The organism is Mycobacterium innocens, from assembly GCF_900566055.1.
Lineage (GTDB): Bacteria > Actinomycetota > Actinomycetes > Mycobacteriales > Mycobacteriaceae > Mycobacterium > Mycobacterium innocens.
Genome location: NZ_UPHQ01000325.1, coordinates 1 through 3,401 on the forward strand (window position 1 = coordinate 1; position 3,401 = coordinate 3,401).

Genomic DNA, 3,401 nt, shown 5'->3' on the forward strand with positions numbered 1-3,401 from the left:
GCGGGATCACGTTCCCGGCGTGCCCGACGACATCATCGCCACGCACCTCGATACGGAGATTCTTCGACCAATCGTTGCTAGTCTGCATCTGTTAGGTGCGCTCCATCTCGGATCATCGGTGCTGTGGTAAGTCCGATTATCCTTGTGGCAGCGCGCCTTTCACGTTAACGACACTCGATGCCACTCAATTACATGAAAGATCGAGGCTAGTGTTCCCCGCCGGAAATTCGTTGAATATATTTGGCGAGTGAGTCGAGGATCTCTTCGGCGGTCTTTTTCCAGACGAACGGCTGCGGGTCGCAGTTCCAGTTCTTGATCCAATTGTTGATGTCTTTCTTCAGTGCCGCAACGCTTTTGTGGACGCCACGTCGCAGGAGCTGGTCGGTGAGGAACCCGAACCAGCGCTCGACCTGGTTGAGCCAGGAGGAGCCGGTCGGGGTGAAATGCATGTGGAAGCGGGGATGTTTGGCGAGCCAGTCGTTGACCGAGGGTGTCTTGTGGGTCGACAGGTTGTCGCAGACCAGGTGCACGTCGAGTTCGGCGGGTACGGTCTTGTCGATCGCGACCAGAAATTTCTTGAACTCGACCGCCCGATGTTGGGGGTGGAGTTGGGAAATCACGGTGCCGTCGGCGATGTTGAACGCCGCGAACAGGTCGACGACGCCGTGACGGGCGTAGTCGTGGGTCCGTCGCTCGGGCATGCCCGGCATCATCGCCAGCACTGGTTGGGAACGATCCAACGCCTGGACCTGGCTCTTTTCGTCGACGCACAGTACGACGGCCTTCTCCGGCGGATTGTGGTAGAGGCCGACAACATCGACGACCTTGGCGACGAACTGTGGATCGGTGGATAGTTTGAACCCGTCGCTCAGATGCGGTTTCAGCTCGAACTTGCGCCAGATCCGCCCGATCGTCGAGGGTGACAGGCCGCTACGTTTTGCCATCGAGGTCCGCGACCAGTGTGTCGCGTCGGCCGGCTTCTGCTCCAGCGTCGTCACGATCAACTCTTCGACCTTGTCCAACAGGATCGACGGCGGGCGACCGGTACGCGGCTCATCGATCAGCCCATCGAGCCGCTTGTCCACGAACCGGGCACGCCATTTGCCCACCGTGGGCTGCGACACCCCCAATTTCACGGCCACCGCCTTGTTGGACAAACCCTCGCCGCAGGCCAGGATGATCCGCGACCGCAACGCCAACGCCTGCGACGACTTCGCCCGCCGTGACCACCGAACCAACTGGTCGCGCTCCGCGTCGGTCAGCACCAGCTCCGCCCTCGGCCGTCCGCGCTTCGCCACGCATCCAATTATGCTTCATGGCAACACTATTCGCGCAGTAACCGCGCTGCAGCCGCAAGTTACAATTATATAACGAAGTTATGGCGCGGGACACTAGCGTGGAATTAACGGAGCTGCGGCGCCTTCTGGGTGCGACGATCCCTGAAGCGTCACCGCACGACGCGAAGCCCGCGGACGAGTTCGACAGGTGGCATCTGGCTGGCGAGGTCGAACACGGCGACGAGAGCGCGTAGCAGCTCTGGCGAACAGTCGTCGAAGCTCTGACGATCCAGCCGTTGACGCAGTTCACGCCGATGGTTGATATCGGGCGTGTTGGAACTCGGCACTCCTCACAGCACACCGCGCACTCCGGCCAGGTCTTCTAACGCCAGCAACCACCGGCGACAATGCACGCACCACCTATGACTTGACACGACCTACAGCCAGCTAGTGCATCACAGCGCTACAGTGGCGTTTATGGCTGAGGACGACTCGGCTGCTGTTGACGACACCACTGCCGGGCCAGCGGCCGATGATGACACGGTAATCGTGCCGGATTACCCACCCACTGAGGCTGCCGAGCTGGCGTGGTCTGTCGAACAGTCGTCTGACGATTCCGAGGATTTGACTCCGCGCTCCAATTCTGCTCTAGATACGTTGAATCTCATGAAAGCCGTTGCTGGACTGGTGTTTTGGGCGCTGGTAATTTGGATAACCATCTCGATGTGCTCGTCATCGGGCGACAAGCCAGGCGCCAGCACGGATATGCCGACCTCAACTTCCGTAACACCTTCGTCGATATCGCAGTATCAAACGATGCCCGGCGATGGCACATACAGCATGGGCGGGATTGACGGAAAGGACTGGGGAGTTTGGCAATCCACGGGCGGGGCTGGGATATGTGAGTGGTCCGTCCGCGCGGTAAACAGATACACCGCTGGTCGGGTTTTCGATAGCGGCGAGGTTGGCCCTAACACGCCTACGCGTGTGAGTATCCAGCCGCTCGGCGACACGTCTTCAATCACAGGCGAGGGCCACGGATTCCGGCTTGTGTTTATGACCAGCGGCTGTGGATCTTGGCGTCTACTGGACTGACCAAGCTCACGTCTTCGCCGTCTTTTGTCTACCCCACTTAACTAGAAACTATCTAGTCGACTAGACTATGCTTATGGTCAATGAGGAACCTACCCGGAAGATCACCAAACGACTCAGGGACGCGGGATTTACCCGGACCAGCACTGATGGCTGCCACTCGAAATGGACGCACCCGTCAGGTGTGTGGGTAGCAGTCCCCGACAGCCACCGCACGATCAGCCCCGGCGTCGTCCGCAAAATCAACAACGCCATCACCGAAAGCCAGGAGAGGACGCTATGACCCGCCATTACAAGGCCGAGATCACTCGCGAAGGCCGCTGGTGGATGATTCATATCCCCGAACTCGATGCCCTCACCCAAGCCCGTCGAATCGACGAGATCAACGAGATGGCACGCAGCCTCATCGCCATCAGCACTGGCACACCACTTGCCGAGGTTGAGGTGGAAGTGGCTGGCATCGTGCTACCCGGCGTAGGTGACATCTTGGCCCAAGCCGCTCACGTCGAAGAGATCCGCCACCAAGCCGAAGAGGCAAGCCGCCGCGCAAAAAACGCGTCCGAAGACTGTGCCAGAGCACTCACCAAGGCGGGCATACCTGTGCGTGACATCGCAACCCTCATGCACATCTCCCCTCAACGCGTCAGCCAACTCACGGCATCAACTCCTTGAACGCCGAATCCATGGCGCGCCGCGACAGGTTGGTGTCGACGTGTGAGGTTCCCCCCGGAAAGTGGACAGGGGTTACGCAGCTTGCGCGGCTGCGTTGAGTGATTGTTCGTAGGAGATGGGACTGAGCATTCCAATCGCCGAATGACGCCTCTGATTATTGTAATAATTCATCCATTTGTCAACTGCTGCAACAAGTTCCGCTTTCGTCGCGAAGACATGCCGATAGTAGTATTTGTCGTTTGCCATGAGCTTGGGACCAGTTTGACCTGATTTTGCCAGGAGGATGGGACCACCTGGATTGCCAGTTATGGGACCACCGGCGCGTCGCGTCGGTGGTCCCTTCGTTTGTGCGTTGGCTCG

At 59.1% G+C, this 3,401-nt stretch carries 6 protein-coding genes; 3 read left to right on the forward strand and 3 right to left on the reverse strand.

Features of this window, described 5'->3' with window-relative positions:
- Nucleotides 1–206 precede the first annotated feature (206 nt).
- A complete protein-coding gene (locus tag EET03_RS29360; protein ID WP_075542510.1) occupies nucleotides 207–1,298 on the reverse strand; it encodes an IS630 family transposase in 1,092 nt (363 codons plus the stop codon).
- 149 nt (nucleotides 1,299–1,447) lie between these two features.
- Entirely contained in the window at nucleotides 1,448–1,624 is a 177-nt protein-coding gene (locus EET03_RS30615; protein WP_167470747.1) for a hypothetical protein, read from the reverse strand.
- Nucleotides 1,625–1,754: 130 nt separating this feature from the next.
- Here EET03_RS30615 and EET03_RS29970 point away from each other — a divergent pair, with 130 nt between their 5' ends.
- The 3 genes from EET03_RS29970 to EET03_RS29370 all read left to right on the forward strand — a co-directional run bounded on the left by EET03_RS29970 (nucleotide 1,755) and on the right by EET03_RS29370 (nucleotide 3,041).
- Nucleotides 1,755–2,372, forward strand: coding sequence for a hypothetical protein (locus EET03_RS29970; RefSeq protein WP_136625790.1), 618 nt, complete (start codon nucleotides 1,755–1,757; stop codon nucleotides 2,370–2,372).
- Between the two features lie 73 nt (nucleotides 2,373–2,445).
- The gene (locus EET03_RS29365) at nucleotides 2,446–2,652 is read left to right on the forward strand and encodes a type II toxin-antitoxin system HicA family toxin (protein ID WP_082274605.1); all 207 of its coding nucleotides are present in this window, start codon (nucleotides 2,446–2,448) and stop codon (nucleotides 2,650–2,652) included.
- Nucleotides 2,649–3,041, forward strand: coding sequence for a hypothetical protein (locus tag EET03_RS29370; protein ID WP_075542509.1), 393 nt, complete (start codon nucleotides 2,649–2,651; stop codon nucleotides 3,039–3,041). The genes EET03_RS29365 and EET03_RS29370 overlap by 4 nt, the downstream gene beginning before the upstream one ends.
- A gap of 72 nt (nucleotides 3,042–3,113) precedes the next feature.
- Here EET03_RS29370 and EET03_RS29975 read toward each other — a convergent pair.
- Nucleotides 3,114–3,401 (reverse strand): integrase core domain-containing protein (locus EET03_RS29975; protein WP_136625791.1); only part of this gene is annotated, 288 nt, incomplete at its 5' end.